The organism is Xanthomonas sp. NCPPB 4467 (genome assembly GCF_041475665.2).
GTDB classification, from domain to species: domain Bacteria; phylum Pseudomonadota; class Gammaproteobacteria; order Xanthomonadales; family Xanthomonadaceae; genus Xanthomonas; species Xanthomonas dyei.
The window spans coordinates 2,817,754-2,839,193 of record NZ_CM191260.1; the positions used below are offsets into that span (position 1 = coordinate 2,817,754).

20 protein-coding genes and 1 pseudogene are annotated in these 21,440 nt (G+C 64.7%); 9 read left to right on the top strand and 12 right to left on the bottom strand.

What is annotated here, in order from left to right:
- Positions 1-24 precede the first annotated feature (24 nt).
- From orn to mntR, 3 genes are all read right to left on the bottom strand, one after another.
- Positions 25-609 carry an oligoribonuclease gene (gene orn, locus ACCQ06_RS12315; RefSeq protein ID WP_316685861.1) on the bottom strand — a complete coding sequence of 195 codons (585 nt, stop codon included), beginning with the start codon at positions 607-609 and terminating at the stop codon, positions 25-27.
- Between the two features lie 71 nt (positions 610-680).
- The gene (tadA, locus tag ACCQ06_RS12320; RefSeq protein WP_211287682.1) at positions 681-1,136 is read right to left on the bottom strand and encodes a tRNA adenosine(34) deaminase TadA; all 456 of its coding nucleotides are present in this window, start codon (positions 1,134-1,136) and stop codon (positions 681-683) included.
- 56 nt (positions 1,137-1,192) lie between these two features.
- Entirely contained in the window at positions 1,193-1,660 is a 468-nt protein-coding gene (mntR, locus tag ACCQ06_RS12325; protein WP_039424111.1) for a manganese-binding transcriptional regulator MntR, read from the bottom strand.
- Between the two features lie 145 nt (positions 1,661-1,805).
- On the opposite strand from mntR, the gene ACCQ06_RS12330 reads away from it, so the two are divergent.
- Positions 1,806-3,140, top strand: a complete 1,335-nt coding sequence (locus ACCQ06_RS12330) for an Nramp family divalent metal transporter (protein ID WP_228324816.1) — start codon at positions 1,806-1,808, stop codon at positions 3,138-3,140.
- Positions 3,141-3,667: 527 nt separating this feature from the next.
- Positions 3,668-4,492, top strand: a complete 825-nt coding sequence (locus ACCQ06_RS12335) for an alpha/beta fold hydrolase (RefSeq protein WP_316692584.1) — start codon at positions 3,668-3,670, stop codon at positions 4,490-4,492.
- 66 nt (positions 4,493-4,558) lie between these two features.
- Here ACCQ06_RS12335 and ACCQ06_RS12340 read toward each other — a convergent pair.
- From ACCQ06_RS12340 to ACCQ06_RS12365, 6 genes and pseudogenes are all read right to left on the bottom strand, one after another.
- Positions 4,559-4,639, bottom strand: a pseudogene (locus ACCQ06_RS12340) (xapx domain-containing protein); the annotation flags it as partial.
- Between the two features lie 249 nt (positions 4,640-4,888).
- Positions 4,889-6,517 (bottom strand): MFS transporter, encoded by a 1,629-nt coding sequence (locus ACCQ06_RS12345; protein WP_316685862.1) that lies wholly within the window; start codon positions 6,515-6,517, stop codon positions 4,889-4,891.
- Positions 6,518-6,602: 85 nt separating this feature from the next.
- The gene (locus tag ACCQ06_RS12350; protein WP_316685863.1) at positions 6,603-8,450 is read right to left on the bottom strand and encodes an amidohydrolase; all 1,848 of its coding nucleotides are present in this window, start codon (positions 8,448-8,450) and stop codon (positions 6,603-6,605) included.
- Positions 8,451-8,563: 113 nt separating this feature from the next.
- Entirely contained in the window at positions 8,564-9,001 is a 438-nt protein-coding gene (locus ACCQ06_RS12355) for a DoxX family protein (RefSeq protein ID WP_170068603.1), read from the bottom strand.
- Positions 8,998-9,654, bottom strand: a complete 657-nt coding sequence (locus ACCQ06_RS12360; protein WP_104615610.1) for a hydrolase — start codon at positions 9,652-9,654, stop codon at positions 8,998-9,000. The genes ACCQ06_RS12355 and ACCQ06_RS12360 overlap by 4 nt, the downstream gene beginning before the upstream one ends.
- Complete coding sequence (locus tag ACCQ06_RS12365; RefSeq protein WP_316685864.1) at positions 9,651-10,133, bottom strand: helix-turn-helix transcriptional regulator; 483 nt, start codon at positions 10,131-10,133, stop codon at positions 9,651-9,653. Before ACCQ06_RS12365 ends, ACCQ06_RS12360 begins: the two co-directional genes overlap by 4 nt.
- A 462-nt stretch (positions 10,134-10,595) precedes the next feature.
- Here ACCQ06_RS12365 and ACCQ06_RS12370 point away from each other — a divergent pair, with 462 nt between their 5' ends.
- The 5 genes from ACCQ06_RS12370 (at position 10,596) to ACCQ06_RS12390 (ending at position 16,751) form a co-directional block, all read left to right on the top strand.
- The gene (locus tag ACCQ06_RS12370; RefSeq protein ID WP_316692586.1) at positions 10,596-13,688 is read left to right on the top strand and encodes a sensor histidine kinase; all 3,093 of its coding nucleotides are present in this window, start codon (positions 10,596-10,598) and stop codon (positions 13,686-13,688) included.
- Positions 13,681-14,322 carry a response regulator gene (locus ACCQ06_RS12375; RefSeq protein WP_104615607.1) on the top strand — a complete coding sequence of 214 codons (642 nt, stop codon included), beginning with the start codon at positions 13,681-13,683 and terminating at the stop codon, positions 14,320-14,322. The genes ACCQ06_RS12370 and ACCQ06_RS12375 overlap by 8 nt, the downstream gene beginning before the upstream one ends.
- 388 nt (positions 14,323-14,710) lie before the next feature.
- The gene (locus tag ACCQ06_RS12380; protein ID WP_316685865.1) at positions 14,711-15,838 is read left to right on the top strand and encodes a Cache 3/Cache 2 fusion domain-containing protein; all 1,128 of its coding nucleotides are present in this window, start codon (positions 14,711-14,713) and stop codon (positions 15,836-15,838) included.
- Between the two features lie 44 nt (positions 15,839-15,882).
- Positions 15,883-16,515 (top strand): DUF8082 domain-containing protein, encoded by a 633-nt coding sequence (locus ACCQ06_RS12385; protein ID WP_104615605.1) that lies wholly within the window; start codon positions 15,883-15,885, stop codon positions 16,513-16,515.
- 65 nt (positions 16,516-16,580) lie between these two features.
- Entirely contained in the window at positions 16,581-16,751 is a 171-nt protein-coding gene (locus ACCQ06_RS12390) for a hypothetical protein (protein ID WP_316685866.1), read from the top strand.
- Between the two features lie 123 nt (positions 16,752-16,874).
- Here the strand turns inward: ACCQ06_RS12390 and ACCQ06_RS12395 are convergent, their stop codons facing one another.
- Together ACCQ06_RS12395 and ACCQ06_RS12400 are read right to left on the bottom strand one after the other, a co-directional pair.
- Positions 16,875-17,438, bottom strand: a complete 564-nt coding sequence (locus ACCQ06_RS12395; protein WP_104615603.1) for a thioesterase family protein — start codon at positions 17,436-17,438, stop codon at positions 16,875-16,877.
- Positions 17,439-17,934: 496 nt separating this feature from the next.
- Positions 17,935-18,744 carry a glutathione S-transferase family protein gene (locus tag ACCQ06_RS12400; RefSeq protein ID WP_316685867.1) on the bottom strand — a complete coding sequence of 270 codons (810 nt, stop codon included), beginning with the start codon at positions 18,742-18,744 and terminating at the stop codon, positions 17,935-17,937.
- A gap of 143 nt (positions 18,745-18,887) precedes the next feature.
- Between ACCQ06_RS12400 and ACCQ06_RS12405 the strand changes: the two genes are divergently transcribed.
- Positions 18,888-19,529, top strand: coding sequence for a TetR/AcrR family transcriptional regulator (locus tag ACCQ06_RS12405; protein ID WP_316685868.1), 642 nt, complete (start codon positions 18,888-18,890; stop codon positions 19,527-19,529).
- A gap of 85 nt (positions 19,530-19,614) precedes the next feature.
- Entirely contained in the window at positions 19,615-19,938 is a 324-nt protein-coding gene (locus ACCQ06_RS12410) for a hypothetical protein (RefSeq protein WP_372364368.1), read from the top strand.
- On the opposite strand, the gene guaA is transcribed toward ACCQ06_RS12410, so the two are convergent.
- The gene (gene guaA, locus ACCQ06_RS12415; protein ID WP_104615600.1) at positions 19,862-21,427 is read right to left on the bottom strand and encodes a glutamine-hydrolyzing GMP synthase; all 1,566 of its coding nucleotides are present in this window, start codon (positions 21,425-21,427) and stop codon (positions 19,862-19,864) included. The two genes, ACCQ06_RS12410 and guaA, sit on opposite strands and share 77 nt — an antisense overlap.
- Positions 21,428-21,440: the final 13 nt, after the last annotated feature.

Here is a 21,440-nt window from a genome sequence, read left to right on the forward strand (position 1 = left end):
CATTGCGTGGTTGGTTCTGCAGGATCAACCCTGGGCGCCGAGCTCGGTATCACCGCCCAGCGCGCCCATGAACTGGCGGTAGTGACGCAGTTCGTCGATGGAATCGCGTACATCGCTGAGCGCAGTGTGCGCCGAGCTCTTTGCGAATCCGTTGGCCATCGTCGGTGCCCAGCGGCGCGCCAGCTCCTTGATGGTGGACACATCGAGATTGCGGTAGTGGAAATAGCGCTCCAGGCGCGACATCTGGCGGTGCAGGAAGCGGCGATCCTGGCAGATCGAGTTGCCGCACATCGGCGAGGCACCGGCACGGATCCATTCGCCCAGAAACGCCACCGTCTGCGCTTCGGCCTGAGCATGGGTGACCTGGCTGTCGAGCACACGCTGCCACAGGCCAGAGCGCCGATGCTGGTTGCGGTTCCACTCGTCCATCGCTTCCAGCGTGGCCAGCGGATGGGCGATGGCCAGTTCCGGGCCTTCGGCAAGCACGTTCAACTGCGCATCGGTCACGATGGTGGCGATCTCGATAATCGAATCGCGATCGGTATCCAGGCCGGTCATTTCCAGATCGATCCAGATCAGTCGGTCGTTGCCCGCAACGTTGTCTGCCATATCACCGTCCTGTGGAGGCCGTTGCCGGCCGGGGTACTGAAAGGGCGCGCATCATACCGCGGCCATGCCGCTCAGGGTACGAGCGGCGGCTTGCCACGCTTGGCGCGAAAGTAATTGGTGAGCCGCAAGCTTGCCTCTGCCGCCAGCACGCCGCCTGCCGTCTGCACGCGATGGTTGTGACGCGGGTCGGCCAATAGGTCGAAAACACTGCCGCAGGCGCCGGTCTTGGGGTCGCTGGCGGCGAACACTACGCGTGCGATGCGCGCGTGGATCATGGCCATGGCGCACATCGCGCACGGCTCCAGGGTGACGTACAGGGTGCAACCGATCAGGCGGTGATTGGCCAGACGGCGTCCGCCTTCGCGCATGGCCATGATCTCGGCATGCGCGCTGGGGTCGTGACTGGCGATGTTGTAGTTCCAGCCCTCGCCCAGCACGTTGCCATCGGCATCGATCAACACCGCGCCAACCGGGATTTCGTCATAGTCGCGCTCGGCACGCTCGGCCAGTTGCAGGGCGTGCTGCATCCAGCGCGTATCGATGGCCGCCTGCGGCGCATCGACCAGCGGTGTGGCCGGCACACTCACTTCGCCAGGCCGCCCTGGCGATCGAGAAACGCGGCGAATGCGGCAACGGTCGCCTCGCTGACATGGTGTTCGATGCCTTCCGCATCGCGACGCGCAGTGGCTTCGTCGATGCCCAGTGCAAGCAGGAAGCGCTCGACGATCTGATGCCGCTGCCGGCTGGAAGCCGCCAACGCCTCCCCGGCCGGGGTCAGGAACACACCGCGGTACGGGCGCTGCACGACCCAGCCGTCGCGGACCAGGCGCTTGAGCATCTTGGCCACGGTGGGCTGAGCCACGCCCAGGCGCGCGGCGATATCGACCTGACGCGCTTCGCCGCCGTCGACCAATAGATCGGAGATCAGTTCCACATAGTCCTCGACCAGCTCGGCACGGCGCGCTTCGCGCACCTGGCGGAAGCTCTCCATATGCACCTGCGCATCGATCAGGGACGGCGTGGCCGCCTCCAGCTTTTCGCTCTTGCCCACCCGCATCCTCGTCGTCGCGTCCGGCATCGGTGCCGGGGTACGTAGTGTGAAGCACGCAGCCGATCAATACGATTGAGTTTGCCAATGCTCAACAGCATAGCACTTGCTATATTATCCGTCTGACCGCCCTCGCTGCCTGCCTTGCATGTCCACCGACACCTTCCCCCCTGCGCGTTCTCCCGCGTCCACCAACGGCGGGCTAGGCGACCATCACGCCAGTGTGGCCGTGCCCAAGAACGGCCATTGGTGGTTCCGGTTGCTGGCCTTTCTGGGCCCCGGCTACATGGTGTCGGTGGGCTACATGGACCCGGGCAACTGGGCCACCGATCTGGCCGGCGGCTCGCAGTTCGGCTACCTGCTGCTGTCGGTGATCCTGTTGTCCAACATCATGGCGATCGTGTTGCAGAGCCTGTCGGCACGGCTGGGCATCGCCACCGGGCTGGATCTGGCGCAGGCCTGCCGTGCGCGCTACCCACGAGGCGTGAACCTGGCGCTGTGGGGACTGTGCGAGCTGGCGATCATCGCCTGCGATCTTGCCGAAGTGATCGGCACCGCAATCGCGTTGAAGTTGTTGTTCGGCATTCCGCTCACCGTGGGCGCGATCATCACCGCGATCGATGTGGTGCTGGTGCTGTTGCTGATGAATCGCGGCTTCCGGGCGCTGGAAGCGTTTGTGATGGCGTTGCTGCTGATCATCTTCGTTTGCTTCGGTATCCAGATCGCCTTGGCGGCTCCGCCGATCGCCGCAGTGCTGGGCGGCTTCATTCCGCGTGCGCAAGTGGTCACCGACCCGCAGGCGCTGTACCTGGCCATCGGCATCATCGGCGCCACGGTGATGCCGCATAACCTGTATCTGCATTCGTCGATCGTGCAGACGCGCGCCTACCCGCGCGATGACGCCGGACGCCGCTCGGCGCTGCGTTGGGCCGTCACCGACAGCACCGTTGCGTTGATGTTCGCGTTGTTCATCAACGCGTCGATTCTGATTCTGGCCGCAGCGGTGTTTCATGCGCAGGGCCGCACCGATGTGCAAGAGATCGAACAGGCGCATGCCTTGCTCGCGCCGATGCTGGGCGTGGGATTGGCTTCGACCCTGTTTGCGGTCGCCCTGCTCGCTTCGGGCGTCAACTCGACGGTCACCGCGACGTTGGCCGGGCAGATCGTGATGGAAGGCTTCCTGCAATTGCGCTTGCCACCGTGGCTGCGCCGCTTGCTCACCCGCGGTATCGCCATCGTGCCCGTCGTTGTGGTGACCTGGTTGTATGGCGAGGCCGGCACCGCGCGGCTGTTGGTGCTGAGCCAGGTGGTGCTGTCGATGCAATTGCCGTTTGCGGTGATTCCGCTGGTGCGTTTTGTCTCGGACCGCACCCTGATGGGCGCGCTGGTGGCGCCGGCCTGGCTGGTACGCCTGGCCTGGGTGATTGCGGCGGTGATCGTGGTCTTGAATGGCAAGCTGCTGTGGGACACCGCACTGCACTGAACAGCGGGCGCGACATGTCTGGTCGATGCAATGCTGCGTCATCGTGCGTTGCAGAGCCCGGTATTGATGCACGGTGGACGCGGCGCGCGGCGCCGTGATTCGCCGATTGCGCTTGTAGTGCGGGCAGATCCACAACGTTGGATCGGCTACAACAAACAATCTGATCCGCAACGTTGCCGATAACGTTTGTAGAGCGCACGCAGATGCAATCTGCAATGCGACGTAGGCGGTCTACTGTTCGCATGCACCGGCACGCCCGTGGCCCGCCTCGCGCTGCGCGGCGCGGTCGCGCGCCAGCATGATGCGCATCGCATCGTGCCACTGGCCGGGCTGCATGCCCCTCGCCCCCAGGAGTGTTTATGGATCCGTTCGAGGCGCATCCGGCCGACGCCGGACGCCGCAGCTTTCTCATCACCGGCACCGTTGCCGTGGCAGCGTTGTCGTTGCCCGCGTTCGCCACTGCCGCACCTCCCGCGCGCGCCCCCGCTTCCACCCCACCCCACTCGTCCACTCACGGAGTCAACCCGATGTCCAATTTCGTCAAACGTCCCGACGGCGCCAACATTTTCTACAAGGATTGGGGCAAGGGCCAGCCAGTCGTCTTCGCACATGGCTGGCCGCTCAGCGCCGATGCCTGGGACCCGCAAATGCTGTTCATGGGTCAGCACGGGTATCGCGTGATCGCGCACGACCGCCGCAGCCATGGCCGTTCGTCGCAGACCTGGGACGGTAACGACATGGACACCTACGCCGACGATCTGGCCGCCGTGATCGACGCGCTGGACCTGAAGGACGCGATCCTGGTCGGCCATTCCACCGGCGGTGGCGAAGTGGCGCATTACGTCGGCCGCCATGGCAGCAAGCGCGTGGCCAAGGTGGTGTTGGTCGGCGCGGTGCCGCCGCAGATGGTCAAGAGCCCGACCAATCCCGGTGGCCTGCCGATGAGCGTGTTCGACGGCATCCGCGACGGCGTTGCCAAGGACCGCTCGCAGTTCTATCAGGACCTGACCACGCCGTTCTTCGGCGCCAACCGTGACGGCAACAAGGTCACCCAAGGCATGCGCGATTCGTTCTGGCTGCAGGGCATGCTGGGCGGCCACAAGGGCCAGTACGACTGCATCAAGGAATTCTCCGAGGTCGATTACACCGCCGACTTGAAGAAGATCGATGTGCCGGCGCTGGTGGTGCATGGCGACGACGACCAGATCGTGCCGATCGATGCCTCGGGCAAGTTGTCGGCCAAGATCATCAAGAACGCCGAACTGAAGATCTACGCTGGCGCGCCGCACGGGTTAACCGTCACCCACGCCGATCAGTTCAACAAGGATCTGCTGGCCTTCGCCAAGAGCTGATTCTTGCGTCAATGCATAAGACAAAGGCCGGCTCGTGAGAGTCGGCCTTTTGTGTTGGTAAGCGTGGATGCGTGGCGGTGCCGGCAAGTCCAGGTCAAGCAATCGGCAGCCAATGCCGATCAGCAACGCAAGCGATATGCCGACCAGTGCAAGACTTTTGCATCGCCCTGCCCTACCCGACCGTGCGGCAAGTCGGGCCGCTGCAAGGAATGCGATTGCACGCAGTCCGCCTGGCGAGAAAGTGTTCCAGCAATGCATCTGCGCAGGTCATCGCAAGCACCTGCAAGGTGCCCACAACCGCGGTGGCTGCGGGCGACGGAATTTCCGCCGCTCGCAGCCCAGATCGATGGCCGTGTCAGTGCCAGGCCGATCATGTGTATCGCGCTGATGAAGTTCTCAGATATCCGAATGCGCATGCGGCGGCAAGGCCACACCGCCGCCGCCGACGAAATGACGGACCAACGGTGCGCGTTCGCCTTGATGCAGTGCGCGAATCTGCTCCTGCAGCTGGCGGTCGTCGCCGGTGACGCGCTCGTGCTGGCGCAGATGTTCCAGCCACGAGGCGACAATGAAATATTCCAGTTGCACGCCAGGTGTTGCGGCGTCTTCGGCGATGCCCCAGACCACCGCACCATCGCGACGCCGCGCGTTGCCCAGTTGCGTCATCAACTGCAAAAAGCTGACGCGTGCGTCGGCGGCGATGCGGTATTCGACCGTCACCAGCACCGGGCCGCGATCGTGTTCGACCGCATCCGATTGCGCCGGCGCAGGCCAGTGCCCGCCGGGGGCAAGGTCCAGCTGCTCGGTGCCGGCAATACGTGCACGCTTGACCAGCAACGCCGCGATCACCGCACCAACGGCAGCGATCTGTAGGGCGGTCGCGATCGAAGTGCGCTGCGCCAACGCGCCCCAGACCAGCGAACCGGTCGCCATGCCCGCAGAAAACACCACGATGTAGAGCGACAACGCACGCGCGCGCACCCAGGCAGGCACCGCCGTTTGCGCGGCGATCTGCAAGGACGACAGCACGGTGATCCACGCCAGGCCGTTGACCACCATCACCACGCACAGCACACCGACCTGACGCGACAACGCCAACCCCAGCAACGACACCGCACACACGAGGGTGGCTACGAACACCAGCAGGTCACGGTCGTAGCGCGCGCGCAGGCGTGGCAACAGCAACGCGCCACTGATCGCCCCGATGCCGATGCAGCCCAGCAACACGCCGTAACTGCCGGCACCCAGCTGCATGTCGCGACGGACCACCAACGGCAGCAACGCAGTCAACGCGCTGGCGAACAGGAAGAACCCGGCGGCCTTGATCAGCACCGCCTGCAGGCGCCCGGCGCGCGCGGCATAGCGCAGGCCGGCACGCAGGCCGGCGCCGAAACTCTCCGGCGGCAATGCGGACGCATGCACATCGCGACGCCAACGCCACAATACCAGCAGCATCAATCCGAAGGTCACGCCGTTGAGCAGAAATGCCCACGGCTGCCCGAATTGCGCCACGATCAAACCGCCAACCGCCGGGCCGATCGAGCGGGCGATGTTCATGCCGATCGAATTGAGCGCCACCGCCGAAGCCAGCATCGGCCGTGGCACCAGTTCCGACACGATCGCCGCCTGAGCCGGCATCGCCATCGCCGCGCCCATGCCCATCGCAAAGGTCAATGCCACCAGTACCCACGGGGTGAGCAACTGCAGATGCGACAGCAAGGCCAACGCGCCGGCCACCAGCAACATCCAGCCCTGGGTGAGCATCAGGTAACGCCGGCGGTCGACGATGTCGGCCAGCGTGCCGGCCACCAGCGCGAACAACACCACCGGCAAGGTGGTGGCCGATTGCACGGCCGCCACCATCAACGGCGAGCCGGTCTGTTCGGCCATCACCCAGGACGCGGCGACATCGTTGATCCAGGTGCCGATGTTGCTGCCTAAAATGGCCAGCCATAACGCACGAAAGATCGGCTCGCGCAGCGGCGCCCAGGCACCGCCATCGGCGGGTGCGGCAGAAGAAGTCATCGCGGCAAGGCTCCAGTTGACGGGGTGAAACAAACAAGGTGACGGTATGAGATGCGCCGGCAGGCGCATCGAGACAGTGCCGATCTCAGAAAGCGAAACACGCGCAACCCAATGCACCCCAGAAGCCGCGCAGATCATCGCTAGGCGCAGCATGCTGCGCTGCATGTCCATGCGGCCCGTGCGCGCGACACCCGTGGCCATGCGTGTGCATGTGCGTGGCACTGGCAAGCCCACTGACCGCACCGCCCACGTGATAGCCGCCGAACCGATTGACCGGCGACCAGTCCGGCATGGCCGGCGGCAAGGTCGGTGCCAGCGCGGCGAAGTCGCCATCGCCATGCACCACGCGCCCACCCAACACGGTCAGCACGCTGGTGATGTCGGCAATGGCGGCATCGTCGACACGGAAGTAGTCGTCCGACAACACGATGAAGTCGGCCAGTTGCCCCGCCGCCAGCGTGCCCTTGCGGCTCTCGTCGCCGGAGAACCACGCGCTGCCCTGCGTCCACAGCCGCAACGCCTGCTCACGGTCGAGCAGGTTCTCTTCGCCGTACAGGGCCAGGCCACCCACCGTGCGTCCGGTGACCAGCCACGACAACGCCACCCACGGGTTGTAACTGGCCACACGCGTCGCATCGGTGCCGGCGCCCACCGGCACGCCGGCGGCCAGCATGCGACGCACCGGCGGCGTGTGCCGCGCAGCCTGCACGCCATAGCGCTCGACAAATGCCTCACCCTGATACGCCATGCGGTGCTGCACGGCGATACCACCGTTCAATGCGCGGATACGGTCGATATTGCGCGGCGTGATGGTCTCGGCGTGATCGATAAACCAATGCAGGCCATCGAACGGAATGTCGGCGTTGACCTTTTCGTACACATCGAGAATGCGCGTGATGCTTTCGTCATAGGTGGCATGGATACGGAACGGCCAGCGTTTTTCGACCAGTAGCCGCACCACCTGCTCCAGTTCGGGCTCCAGCTCCGGCGGCAGCTCCGGGCGCGGCTCGCTGAACTGCTCGAAATCCGCTGCGGAGAACACCAGCATTTCGCCGGCGCCGTTATGCCGCAGCAGATCGTCGCCCTTGCGCACCGGCAGCATCTCGGTCCAGCCGCGGAAGTCGTCGACTTCCTTGCCCTTGTTCTGGGTGAACAGGTTGTAGGCGATGCGTACGCTCAATTGGTCGGCCGCATGCAGCTGCTCGATGACTTGGTAGTCCTCCGGATAATTCTGGAAACCACCGCCGGCATCGATCACCGAGGTGATGCCCAGCCGGTTGAGTTCGCGCATGAAATGACGCGTGGAATTGGCCTGGTACTCCAGCGGCAGGCGCGGGCCCTTGGCTAGGCTGGCATAGAGAATCAAGGCATTGGGTTTGGCCAGCAGCAAGCCGGTGGGATTGCCCAACTTGTCGCGCTCGATACGCCCGCCCGGCGGATCCGGTGTCTGCTTGTCGTAGCCGCAGGCGCGCAAGGCCGCGCGGTTGAGCAAGGCGCGGTCGTACAGATGCAGCAAAAACACCGGCGTCTCCGGCGCGATGGCGTTGATTTCGTCCAGGGTCGGCAAGCGCTTTTCGACGAACTGATGCGCGGTGAAGCCACCGACCACGCGCACCCATTGCGGCGCTGGCGTGCGGTCGACCTGCGCCTTCAACATCGCCATCGCATCGGCAAGCGAACGGACGCCATCCCAGCGTAGTTCCAGGTTGTAATTGAGCCCGCCGCGAATCAGATGGGTGTGGCTGTCATTGAGCCCGGGCAGCAGGCGGCGGCCTTGTGCGTCGATGCTGCGGGCGCCGTTTGCCAACGCCATGATCTGTGCGTCGTCGCCGACCGCCACGATGCGCCCATCGGCCACTGCAATGGCGGTGGCGCTGGGCTGACGAGGATCCAGCGTGGTGATGCGTGCGTTGCGAACGACAAGATCGACCATCGGAGACTTCCTTGAAGCAGACGAAGTGCCGGGCAATGCGCCCAACGCAAGACCGGCCGCGGCGCCCTGCATCCACAGGCGCCGTCCGGCATCGTGATCATTCGGTACGCCGCTCATGCGACACCACGCCTGCGCAGCCCATCCAGCGACCACGCGCCAGCGCCGGCGGCGACCAGGGCCAGCAACACCAGCAGCCACATCAGCGGGTATTCCATGCCACCGTGCATCCAGAACCAGCCCTTGGGCACGGCCACCACCACGGTGGTAGCGATGAACACCGCTGCCAGCGCGGCACTGGTACGCGTCCACAGACCCAGCAACACCGCCAGCCCGGAGAGCGTCTGCACCAAGGCCAGCAGCAACGGCAACGGCGGTGCAGATGGAAAGCCGAATTGCTGCAATTCAGCGGCAAATCCAGGCAGCCCCGGTCCACCGAACCATCCCAGCAACTTGCCCAAGCCATGCGGCAGCAGGAAGCCGCCGCCGGCAATGCGTAGCATCAACAACGCCCACGCAAGACCGGCGTTGCCGCGTAGTGCCGATGCGTTCAATGCCCGCCTTCCTGCGCCCCGAACATGGTCTTGGCGTACTGAATGCCGATGCCGTAGCCGCCTGCATGCGCACGCGCGATGCCGGTGGTCAGGTCGTAGGTGTCGCTACGCGCCCAATCGCGCTGCAATTCCAGCAGGTACTGCACGCTGGTGATGGGCGCGGCGCCGGCCTGCACCATACGCGTCACTGCACGCTCGTGCGCTTCGTCGCTGACATCGCCGCAGGCATCGGTGATCACGTACACCTCAAACCCCTGCTCGATCGCCGACAGCGTCGGGCCGACGATGCACACGCTGGTCCACAGCCCGGCAATCACCAGCCGCTGCTTGCCGATGGCGTTGACGCGATCGATCACGCCCTGGTCTTCCCAGGCATTCATGCTGGTGCGGTCGAACACCGGCTCGCCGGCAAAGATCTCCGGCAGTTCTGGAAACAACGGGCCGGAGAACGATTTCTCGGCAACAGTGGTCAGAATCACAGGCACCTTGAAGCCTTTGGCGCCCTTGGCAATCAGCGACACGTTGTTGCGCAGCGCCGAGATGTCGATGGTATGCGTGGCGAACGCCATCTGCGATTGATGGTCGATCAGGATCAGCGCGTGATCGCCGGGCGACAACAGGGACTTACCGGGGATGGCGGTGGCGGTGGTCATGCGTGATGCTCCAGGGAGGATGAAAAAGAACCAGCGGTATGCCGATGCGCACGCCGTGCGGGGCGTGCGGGGCGTGCGGCGCAGGAATCGTTGGCCACTTGCGCGGCAAAGCGCGCCGGCGTGCAGCCGGTGGCGTTGCGGAAGCTGCGGACAAAATGGCTTTGATCGAAGAAGCACAGATCGGTGGCGATCTGGCTGATGGTGTGGCGGCCTTCGCGCAGCATGGCCTGTGCGCGTTCGAGCCGACGACGCCGCAGATACTCCATCGGGCTGGCGCCCAGTGCATCGCGAAACACGCGCGCAAAATGGAAGCGGCTCATGCAGGCAGCGCCGGCCAGTTGCGTTACGCCGATGGGCTCGTACAGATGCGTGTCGATGTACTGCAGCGCTCTTGCCACGGCACGTGCGCGTGAGGCGTGCAGTGCGTTGTAGTTGCCTGCATGCAGATCGGGGCGACCAGCGGCAATCAGACTTGCCATATGACGTCTCTGGCGGGGAATGACGCCATGGTGGAGCGAACATCCCGATCGCCCCACCCCTGATGGTGAGGCGGATCGCTCACTCTTTCGGGTGAGCGGCATGGTTGCTGCACAAGGACGCATGAGATCTCGCGCGTGCATTGCCGTGACATAGAGCACGCATGCATGCAAGCCGACGCAGCGGCGATACCGCGCAGTTGTGGAGTGCGCGCTATGCAGTGCCCCACTCGGCATCCACACCGCACCCGAACCAAGCGAACGCCAGCGCGTGGCACGACGCGCTACAAAAGCAGCGTCTTCGATGCTGCACACAACAGACCGCATCCAACTCAGCGCACACTGCATCGCCAAGACACGCACACGACGCAACACGCCGATCCATGCGTACTCGATTTACTGCCCGATCTGCCTCCCCCGAAAGAGGTGGTGGTGCTTCCCTCGATCTCGCCCGACAATGCTGCGATGCCGCATGAGCCCGCCATCCGATTCCACCCGCTGTGGCGCCTGTGCGCGGCGGTGATCGTTGTGATGTGCAGTTGCTGGTGGCCATGCCCGCCCGCGCGGGCCGAAGGCATCGCTGCCACGCGTGCGGGACTGCTGCAATTCCACCACACCGCCTGGAGCACCGAGCGCGGCGCACCGGCCGACATCTGGGATATCCAGCAAGCCGACGCCGGGCCGTTATGGTTGGCGACCGGCTTCGGTCTGTTTCAGTTCGATGGCGACCACTTCGCGCGGCAGGCGCCGCCGGATGGCGAGGCCTACGCGTCGCACAACATGACCGCGCTTGCGCTGGCGCCGGACGACACCGCCTGGATCGGCTACTTCAACGCCGGTATCGATCGCCTCGCGGACGGCCATCTCACGCACTTCCGCCCGGGCAAGGACGTGCCCGACGGCATGGTGTTCCGCATCGAACACGATGGCAGTGGACGCTGGTGGGCGGCCATCGATGGCGGTTTGTGCTGGTTCGATGGCCAACGCTGGCAGCGTGCCGGTGCCGACTGGGGCTACACCGCCGAGCGCGCGCATTGGTTGCTGCGCGATGTGCGCGGCACGCTGTGGGTCAGCGACGGCACCCAGATTCTGTCGTTGCGGGCTGGCGCCAAGCGGTTCGCACCCAGCGGTCAGCAGGTGGGTCTCTACGTCACCATGGCCGAAAGCCCGGACGGAGCGATCTGGGTCGCAGACCCGTACCGCGGCGTGTTTGCGTTGACCGATGCGCAGGGCAACGTACTGCCCGCGGCGGCGCGTGCCCGGCTGCAATTTCCCGGGTTATTCGCGCGGCGCATCCGCTTCATGCGCGACGGCGCGCTGTGGGGCAGCGACTACGCGGCGCACGGCCTGTTCCGGATTGCCTTGCCCACATCGCCCACGCCGGTGCTGGAACGCTTCGGACCGGTACAAGGTCTGACCTCGGCCACCGCCGGCCCGTTGCTCGAAGACCGCGAAGGCAATCTGTGGGCAGGCACCAATCTGGGCCTCAACCGGTTCCGGCATCGCGCGTTGCTGCCGTTGGCATCGTTGCTGCCGGGCCAGGCGATGGCCGTGGCGACCTTCAATCCCACCCCGGGCACCTCCGCACGCCCGCTCCTGGCCAGTCTGCGCGATGGCCGGCTGCTGGCGTTGAGCCGCGATCGCGTCGCAGGCCTGCAGCATGGCGCGCCCCCCCACATCCTGGATGTGCCAGCGACCGCCAACGGCTGGGTGCTTGGCGAGCACGCCCTGCTGCGTCTGCAGGCCGGCCGCATTCAGCCCGTGGCGCTGCCGCTCGGCCTGACCACCGGCGCCATTCGTGCCTTCGTCGTGGACAGCCGCAACCATCCCTGGGTCTGCCCGGACGCGAGCGGCCCCTACGCCTTCGACGGCAGCGCCTGGCAGCCGCTGGCCGATCTGCAGGACACCCCGTGCACGGTGCTCGCCAATACCCAGGATGGCGGCGTGTGGGTAGGCACCATCAAGGGCGACGTGCGCCTGCTGCAGGGCCGGCGGTTGATGCACTACAGCGCCGAAGATGGCCTGTCGGTGGGGCCGGTCACCGCCATCTGGCAACGCCCGTCGCTCACCCTGGTCGCCGGCGAAACCGGGCTGGCAGCGCTGGGCGCCGATGGCCGTTTCCGGCAGGTGCCCGATCAGACCAATCCGCTGCTGCAAGGCATCACCGGCATCGTGCAGGACCGCCACGGCACGCTGTGGTTGAACGGAAACCGAGGCGTGGTGCAGATCAGTCAACGTGCGCTGCTGCGCAGCGTGCAAGCGGGCGTGGTCAGCCCGGCGCTGCGCCTCTACGACATCATGGACGGGTTGCCCGGTGTCGCCCAGCAGGCCACGCCGGTGCCCACGGCCATCGCCGCCGACGACGGCCTGTTGTGGTTCACCACCAACCAGGGCCTGGCTTGGCTAGATCCCGAGCAGACCTACCGCAACCCCACCGCGCCGGAGGTCTTCATCACCGACGTGGTCGCCAACGACCGCCCCTACCCGCGCACGGCAGGCCTGCGCCTGCCCCAATGGACCCACCGCCTGCGCATCGGCTACGACGCGGTCAGCCTCACCCGCCCCGAGCGCGTGCGCTTTCGCTACCGGCTGGAAGGCGTGGATGCGCAATGGCAGGACGCCGGCAATCGTAACGAGGCGTTCTATACCAACCTCGCGCCCGGCCGTTACCGCTTCCGCATTGCCGCCGCCAACAACGACGGGGTATGGAACGAGCGCGGCGACACGCTGGACTTCGTGATCGAAGCGGCCTTCGTGCAGACCTGGCAGTTCAAGGTGTGCGTCGCGCTGGCCTTGCTGCTGACGCTTGCGATCCTCTGGCGCATGCGCACCCGGCATGTTGCCGGACGCCTGCGTGCGCGGCTGGAAGAGCGCTACCGCGAACGCGAACGCATCGCTCGCGAGTTGCACGACACCTTGTTGCAGGGCACCCAGGGGCTGATCCTGCGGCTGCATGCCGCCAGCCGCTCGTTGCCCGGCAACGACCCGCGCCGCCTGGAGCTGGAACAGGCGGTCGACCTGGCCGAAAACGCACTGGTCGAAGGCCGCGACCGCGTCAACGGCCTGCGCGACAGTTACTCGCTGCGCCAGGATCTGGCCGCCGCACTGCAACGCTCGCGCGAAGCCACCATGCCCCCGCCTGCGGCAGAACTGCAGGTGTCGGTGGAGGGCCGCCCGGTGGCGCTGCGCCCGATGGTGGCCGACGAACTGTTCCAGCTGGGCCGCGAAGCACTGGCCAATGCCGATCGCCATGCCAATGCCGCACGAATCGCGCTGGAACTGCGTTACGGTTCACGTGACTTCGTGCTGCGCATCCGCGACGATGGCTGCGGCCTGGATCCGGATGTGCTGCATGGGCATGCGCGCACCGGGCATTGGGGGCTGACCGGCATGCAGGAACGCGCAAAACGCATCGGCGCCAAGATGCAGCTGTGGTCGCGTCCTGGCAGCGGCACCGCCATCCAGATCACGCTTCCCGCCCGCACCGCCTATGCGACACCGCCACGCTGGTGGTGGCCATTTCGACCTGCACGATCCACGGAGAGTTCCAATGGCTGACATGGTCAAACCGACCGACGTGCTGGTGGTAGACGATCACCCGCTGCTGCGCGACGGCCTCAGCGCCATGCTCGCCGCCGAACACGACATGCGCGTGGTCGGCGAGGCCGAAGACGGCGAACAGGCAGTGGCCTGCTACACCAGCCTGCGCCCGGACGTGGTGCTGATGGATCTGCAGATGCCGCGCGTGGATGGCGTTGAAGCCATCCAGCGCATCCGCCGTGTCGACCCCGCCGCCAAGGTCATCGTGTTGACCACCTATACCGGCGATGTGCGTGCGGTGCGTGCGCTGCAGGCAGGCGCCTGCGGCTACCTGCTCAAGAGCGCGCTGCGCCGCGAGCTGGTCGACACCATCCGCGACGTGCGGCGTGGCCAGCGCCGGCATGTTCCGGCGTCGGTGGCCGAAAACATCGCCGCCCACGTGCTCGACGACGCGTTGTCCGCCCGCGAGACCGAGGTGCTGAGTCTGGTCGCCACCGGATGTTCCAACAAGCAGATCGGCAATGCCTTGAGCATCTCCGAAGAAACGGTCAAGGCGCATATGAAGAACATCCTGGCCAAGCTCGGCGTACGCGATCGCACCCACGCGGTCACCGTTGCCCTGCGCCGCGGAATCCTGTCGCTGGAAACCTGAGCGGCCTGCGACCGCGCAGATCGCACCGCCGGTCGGTCGCTCCTCAAACAACGCTTCATCCGGTCGCTGCCATGACGTGGCAGTGGCAACCGCGATCTGTCAAAGCCCCACGCCGATCGATCGCCCACGGATGGCTCCCGCCCGGCTGCCCACCGTGCCCACCAGCGCCAGCATGTGTAACCCGGTCCACCATTCTTGAACGCAAGGCGCACAAGACGATGGAGGCGCACTGTCAAATCGATCGGCTTGCGCTATCGTATGCACCGCTAAGCGGCATGGGGGCCGCTTCAGCATCTTGTCTGGCAGCCGATAACGGCTAGGTCCGACCGCCGCACTGCGCTGCGGCGGCACTCGATTCAATCATTTAAACGCGTTCAGGGGAATTGCGATGCTTCGTCACTCTTTGCGGGTGCGCCTGCTGTTGCCGGTGCTGGCCTTGGTGCTGGTCGTGGTGGTGGCACTCACGGTTATTCTTGCCATTACCGAAGCGAACCGGGTCAAGTTCGAAACCGGCGACGCGATCGAGCGCCAGTCGGTGTCCTTGCAGACCTTGTTCGCCGTCACCCGCTCGATGATGCTCGACCGCGTCAATTCCTCGATGCGCCAGCTGCGCAAGGAAGCCAATGCGCAGGGCGCCCCGAGCATGGGCAGCGATATCCGCGTCGCCGACCGCAACGCCAACGACCTGCTGCTGGGCCAGCGCTCGCAGGCCAATTCCTTCAGCATGCTGGACGACGTCACCGCCATCCACGAAGGCACTGCGACGCTGTTCTCGCGGACCGGCGATGAGTTCGTGCGCATCTCCACCAACGTCAAGAAGGAAGACGGCAGCCGCGCCATCGGCACCGTGCTCGATCCCAACGGCCAGGCCGCGGCCAAGCTGCGCAACGGCGAGAGCTTCTACGGCGTGGTCGACATCCTGGGCAACCCGTACGTCACCGGCTACGAGCCGATCTTTGCCGGCAACGACAAGCGCGTCATCGGCGCCTGGTACGTCGGCTACAAGGCCGACACGCAGGCTCTGGAAAACGTGGTCAGCAGCCGTCGCGTGCTCGATTCCGGCTTCATCGCCGTGTTCGACAGCAAGAACAAGCTGCGCTTTCAGTCCACCACCGGTGCCACCACCGACACCGCCACCATCGAGCGCATCGTCAAGGACAGCCCGGACGACTGGGTCGTCGTCAAGCAGGAAGTGCCGGACTGGGGTTTCATCCTGGTCTCGGCGTATCCCAAGAGCGACGTCAATGGCCTGATCGTGCGCCAGTCGCTGTGGATCGCCGGCATCGGCCTGTTGGTGTGCGTCCTGTTGCTTGGCCTGCAGTGGGCCCTGATCTGGAGCCGCGTGTTGCGCCCCATCCAGCATCTGACCACCGTGGCCGAAGAACTGAGCCTGGGCAAGTGGAACCACACCATCGAAGAGGTCAACCTCAAGGATGAAATTGGTACCCTGGCGCGCGCCATCTCCCGCCTGTCCAACAGTGTCCGGTTGGCCATGGAGCGCCTCAGCAAACGCTGAGCCGCTTCACCCGATTTCGTACCAGATGATGCAAGGAAGACGCCATGTCCAATGAATTCCGTCCGCTGATCGATGTCCTGCGCGAGCTCAGGGCGTTGGCATTGAAGAAGGCGTCCGGCTTTCTGTTTGTCGTCACCGAAGAAAACCACTCCTGCATCGTCCGCCTCAACGCCGGACAGATCGAAGAAGTGGTCTTCCGCATGCTGCGCAATGACGAGGCGGTACAACGCCTCACCATGGTCGGTGCCGCGAAGGCACGCTTCCAGGTGGACCCCGGTGCCGGCATGGGCAAGCCGTCGTTGCTGAGCGAAGACTCGCGCCAGTGGTTGATGGGCGGCTTCGAACAGGATCTGGGCGGTGCACCTGCCCCGGTGCGCGCCGTCGTGGCACCGGCGGCCGTTGCTCCGGTGGCGGCAGCGGTGGCGGCAGCGGCGCCAGCACCCGCGCCGTCAGGCAACGCCAGTGCCGGCGCGCCGGACGATCGCGTGCGCGATGCCTTGGAAAAAGTCGCGCTGAACTATCTCGGCCCCATCGCCGGCATGCTCTGCGACGAAGCCTGGGACGCGTCCAGCGATATCGAGCAGGTGCTCAGCCAGCTCGGCGCCAACCTGGCCACACCGCAGGAAGCGCAGAAGTTCATGGCCGACGCACGCACCGCGTTAGCCCGGGTGCGTTGAGCGGGATCGATGGCGAGCTGATCGTTTCAGCTCGCTGTTGCTGCATGCGACGCCACAGGCTGCGCATGCTGCATCCCATCTCAGCGGCCTTCGATGCATTGCTGCAAATGATTCCGATCGACACCGACGAGCGCCTGGCGCTCGTTTTTTTATGCGCTCGCGACGCTGCCACACTGCGACGGTGCAGGCGCAAGCGGCTGTTGTTGATGCTCGTGCACCTGGGCTGGGTACGGTGATCTACCAACGTCTACGGCGGCGCTGCGCCTAATTGCGGTGAACTTGAAGATGGTCCGAGCCCATGTCATGCGGTCGCGTTCTCGCGCCCGCATCAGTGCCTGCACGCTCCCCATCGAGCTCGCTCAGCGTCGCGCTGTCCAGTCGTCGATCTCCGATTTGAGAGCGGTGTCGGCGGCGAGCAATGCATTGGCCGCATCGCCCAGCGGCGGTGATGTCGTATCCACGACGCCGATCGACTGCAGCACGGTTTCTGCCTTCACGAATGCGCGGTTACCACGGTCGTAGAAACCGATCAGCAGTAGCCCCCTGGCAGCCAGGGTTCTGTCCGATCCGGTAAAAATCCGCTGCTCGACGATCAGGCGGGTTCCGCTCCAGCCGATGAGCCGTGTTTCAAGATCGAATGCATGGAAGGGCTTGAGTTCCCTTCGAAACTGGATGGCTCCCGAACCGACAATCGGCGCCCACTTCGCTCGCAGCGCCACCTTGGCCAGGCCGGTACGCAGCACCATGTCCAGCCGCCCGAGATCGAAAATTGTCCAGTAGCGTCCATTGGTCATATGCAGGTTGGCATCGATGTCGTTCGGCAGCACGCGCAATCTGAGACGCGACACGTCCGAGCGCGCGTGCATCCGCGGCCGGAACAGACTTGTCACCAACAAGAGGATCAGGCGAAACCAAAGATTCATTCCAATGCCTGCGATGGGTAAAGAGTGATGAAATTTGACGATCGAGCCGGTCGCTTGTTGATATGGGTCGCCAAACCCATGCTCGACCACCATGGGTGCCGCACCCGCTGCCGAAGAAAACGCCATCAGACTCGATGCAGCACTGCAGCAGCAACGTCTTCGCGATCATCCGCGCACAGTCGACGATACAGGTGACAGAAGCCGTGGCGACATCGGCCTGCCCTACTCCTATGCAGACGGCACTGGGTGATCGGACTAGCCACTGCAGGTGCCAACAGCATGCGCGTCATCCAACACGGCGCATGCCCGCTTGCCACACCACATCAACGCGCCTCAAAAGCGATTGCTCATGGCGCAGCTCCTGATTCAAGACGGGAGTGTGTCATCGGTAGCGTAATGGGCGGAGATGCCGCCCATCGATGCGACTGCGCGACAGCGCGCCATCGTCTTCCTGGTGGACGCAGAGCATGCTGCACCCACCAGGCACGCGATGCGGTTAGCTGGGCTGGAAGGCCAGCTTCAGCTCCGGGTACCACTGCGCCGTGACGGTGGCGATGAAGCGCCCCAGGTTCGGAAGCGTGCGGGCGTAATCGGTGATCTCCGGGTGCAGGCCGTGCGCCTGGAAGAACGCTTGGGTGAAGCCGAAGACCACCGCGTCATAGGAACTGGGGCGATCGCTGCCTAGCAGGAAGCGCTTGTCGCCGATCAGCACGTCGATCGCGCTCAGGTCTTTCTTGGCCTTGTCGATGATCTCCGCTTCGGTGAAGCGCGCAATGCCTTGATCGAAGCAGCGCTTGCGGAAGTCTTCGCGACGCGTCTTGAGCGCTTCCTGGATCTCTTCCGGCAGTGCCGTCGGATCGCCAACCATGGTCTTCATCAAAAAGTCCCAGCCGCCTTGGTTGAAGAACTCGTAATAGATGATGATCCAGTAGAGATGGTCTTCGAGCGTGCCCTGCACTACTTGGCCGAGCGCTTGCTGCTCTGCGCTCAGGTGTGCATCGGGGTCGCCGAGCGTGCCCTTGAGATAGTCGATGATGAGGCTGCTGTCGGCGATCCGGGTGTCGCCGACGCTAATGAAGGGCACCTTGCCGCGTGGGTCAACGTCCGGGACCGGTACCGAAACGAGCTCATGCTTGATACCGAACATCCGAAAATACGCCTGCAACTTGGCGGCATAGGGGGAAAGACTGGCAACGTAAGCCGACAGACTGTTCTCGCCGAGCGTGACCGCATGCAGGTTCAGGACCGTCTCGGCATCGATATGGAGGGCGTCGTACGGGTTCTCATAAACAGGGTATTGCTGCATTTCAATTCCTTGAGCACTGGGTCGGTGGGTGTGGATTGCCGGGGAACCGGCAGCTGGATACGACGGGCCGGATGGCAATGACAGCGCGGCCCTGTTTTTGTACTATATCGGACATAAATCACCCAGCAAGGATTTTTTGCGAAATGGTACATAAAACAACCGAAGACCCCGCGCGACCCCGCGGACGCCCGCGGAAGTTCGACGAGGCCACCGTGCTGGAACGTGCGCGCGATGTGTTCTGGAACCATGGCTACGCCGCGACCTCACTGGACGAGCTGGCTGCTGCAACGGGACTCAACCGCCCCAGCCTCTACGCGACGTTTGGCGACAAGCACGCCCTCTACCTGCGCGCACTAGAGGAAAACAAGGCGTGGTCCGTTGCAGGGGTTCGCCAGCACATGGGCAGCGATGGTCCGCTGCACGAGGTGCTGCGCAGCTTTTTTCTCGCTGCGGCAGAGAGCACGCTGGCCGGCGAGATGGGAGCGCGCGGGTGCTTCGTCGTCTGCACGGCGGTCACCGAGTCGCTTCGCGACCCCGAAACGCGCACCGTGGCGGCAAGCTATGTCGAAGGTGTCGACCTCGCCTTCCGCGAGCGCTTCGAGCGCTCGAAAGAGGAGTTGAACAGAGGGATCGATCCCGCCTCTGCGGCTGCCGTCGCATCCGCCATGCTGCAGACCTTGGCGGTGCGGGCGCGTACCGGCAGCGGACGCGAGGAGCTGACGGACATCGTGCATGCCGCCGTGATTGCGATTTGCGGTCGCCCGCCTGCCGGAGTTAAGGCATGAGAGCTGCGGTGTTCGATGCGGGCGGCGCACCCGAATCCTTTCGCATTGCCGAACTGCCGGAGCCACGTCCGGCGTCCTGATCCGCGTGGAGGCGATCAGCATCGAGGGCGGCGATATCGCGGATCGGCGGACAGGCCGAACCCGATCTTGCGGCGGTCCCGGCTACACCGCTGCCGGAGTGATTGTTGCCGTGGGTCGCGCCGTCAGCGGGTTGCGTGTCGGGCAGTCTGCCATCTCTCAGCACTCGTCAGCCGGAGCTGCCGCGACGCATGTGGTTGCACTCAATACGTCGCGGACCGTATTGATCGCCAACCCTCCCGCAGGACCTCACCTCACTCCCACTCGATCGTCGCCGGCGGCTTGCCCGAGATGTCGTAGACCACGCGCGAGACGCCGCGCAGTTCGTTGATGATGCGGTTGCTCACCGTGCCGAGGAAGTCGTACGGCAGGTGCGCCCAATGGGCGGTCATGAAGTCGATGGTCTCCACCGCACGCAGTGCGATCACCCATTCGTATGCACGCGCATCGCCGACTACGCCGACGGATTTCACCGGCAAAAATACCGCAAATGCCTGGCTGGTGGTGTCGTACAGATCGGCCTTGCGCAGCTCGTCGATGAAGATCGCATCGGCCTTGGCCAGCAGTTCGGCGTATTCGCGCTTCACTTCGCCCAGGATGCGCACGCCCAGGCCCGGGCCCGGGAACGGATGGCGATAGACCATGCTGCGCGGCAGGCCGAGTTCCACGCCGAGGCGACGCACTTCGTCCTTGAACAGTTCGCGCAGCGGTTCGACCAGGCCCAGCTTCATGTGTTCCGGCAGGCCGCCCACATTGTGGTGGCTCTTGATCACGTGCGCCTTGCCGGTCTTGCTGCCGGCCGACTCGATCACGTCCGGATAGATCGTGCCCTGCGCCAGCCACTTGGCGTTGGCCAGTTTGTTGGACTCTTCATCGAAGATGTCCACGAACAGGTTACCGATGATCTTGCGCTTGGTCTCCGGGTCGCTCACGCCTTCGAGCTTGGCGAAATAGCGGTCCGCCGCATTGACGCGAATCACCTTGACGCCCATGTGCTCGGCAAACATCGCCATCACCTGGTCGCCTTCCTGCCAACGCAGCAGGCCGGTATCGACGAACACGCAGGTCAGCTTGTCGCCGATCGCCTTGTGCAACAGCGCCGCGACCACCGACGAATCCACACCGCCGGACAAACCAAGAATCACTTCGTCATCGCCCACCTGTTCGCGCACGCGCGCAATCTGGTCGTCGATGATGTTGGCCGCCGTCCACAGCGTCTGGCAGCCGCAGACATCGACCACGAAGCGGCGCAGCAAGGTCTGGCCCTGCAGCGTGTGCGTCACTTCCGGATGGAACTGCACGCCGTACCAGCGCTTGTCCTCGTTGGACATCGCCGCCACCGGAATGCGGTCGGTCACCGCAGTAATGGTGAAGCCCGGCGGCACCTGCGACACGTGGTCGCCGTGGCTCATCCACACGTTCAAACGCGAGGCGCCGGCATGGTCGGTCAGGCCGGAAAACAGCGCATCGGCCGCGACGACATCCACCTCGGCATGGCCGAATTCGCGTTGGTCGGCCGCTTCGGTGGCGCCGCCCAGCTGCGCAGCCAACGTCTGCATGCCGTAGCAGATACCGAACACCGGCAAGCCGCTGTCGAACACTTCCTGCGGCGCCACCGGCGCACCCGGCAAGGTGGTCGATTCCGGGCCACCAGACAAAATGATGCCCTTGGCCCCAAACCCGGCAATCTCGGACGGATCATGATCCCAGGCCCAGATCTCGCAGTACACGCCGATTTCGCGGATGCGCCGCGCGATCAACTGCGTGTATTGCGCGCCGAAATCGAGGATGAGGATCTTGTCGTTATGAATGCTGGTCATTGAGAGCCGGGAA